Raw genomic sequence first — 958 nt, 5'->3', positions numbered from 1 at the left:
ACATTATTTGAGCAAGCAATTGGTGGTCCGATCGCAGCACTTTGGCAAACTCGCCAAGAGGGCTTTGTTAAAGGGACAGAGAAAAAGAAAATCTACTGGTGCAAACTCACCAACCCTGAACACAAAAAAGCCGTGCTGATCGTCAATGGCCGCATCGAATCTTCCTGGAAGTACCAAGAGCTGTTTTACGATCTCTACCGCCAAGGTTACGATGTGTATTCCTTTGACCACCGAGGACAAGGTTTATCAGATCGCCTATTATCTGACTCTGATATGGGTCACGTCTATGACTTTACTGACTATATTGATGATATGGACGTGGTGATCAAACAACACGACCTTAAACAATATCAGCAGTGCTTTATCATCGCGCACTCCATGGGCGGTGCCATCGCAACGCGCTACCTGCAAACCCACCCAGAGCACCCATTCACTGGTTTGATTTTAAGCGCACCCATGTTTGGCATTAACTTGCCGTGGTACTTATCACCCATCGCTATCCCAGTGACGCAAATTCTTTCTGCCGTGTCACCACTGCCGCGTTATGCGCCGGGCCACAAGCCGTACTTTCCCAAGCCTTTTGAGGACAATCCTCTCAGCCAAAGCGCAGGCCGCTACCAGTGGTTTCGCAATCTCTATACAGAAAAACCGGAACTGCAAGTCGGCGGACCAAGCACGCGCTGGGTATGGCAAGGACTCATGGCAGCGAAACAGTGCTTTTTGTTAACTCGCCAAGTAAAAGTGCCTGTGCTACTGGTTCAAGCAGGCAATGATCGTATCGTCAGCAATCTCGCACAAAAACGCTTTATCGAGAAGCTGCGTAAAACCAATCCTCATGCGGCATTGCTTTCTATTGAAGGCGCACAGCATGAAATCTTGTTCGAAACAGACCAGTACCGCAATCAAGCGCTTGATGCGATCTTCCGCTTTATGGATGACCCTACTTCGTCGTCAGACG

At 48.9% G+C, this 958-nt stretch carries 1 protein-coding gene; it reads left to right on the top strand.

Annotation, left to right across the window (positions count from 1 at the left end):
- Window positions 1-958, top strand: a 958-nt coding sequence (locus R7Z50_RS25240; protein WP_318149453.1) for an alpha/beta fold hydrolase, incomplete at both ends; no start/stop codon positions are given.

The sequence above is a fragment of the Vibrio sp. 1249-1 genome (genome assembly GCF_033340495.1).
The sequence above is the reverse complement of the archived record's forward strand: the minus strand, read 5'-3'. Positions and strand labels throughout refer to the sequence as shown.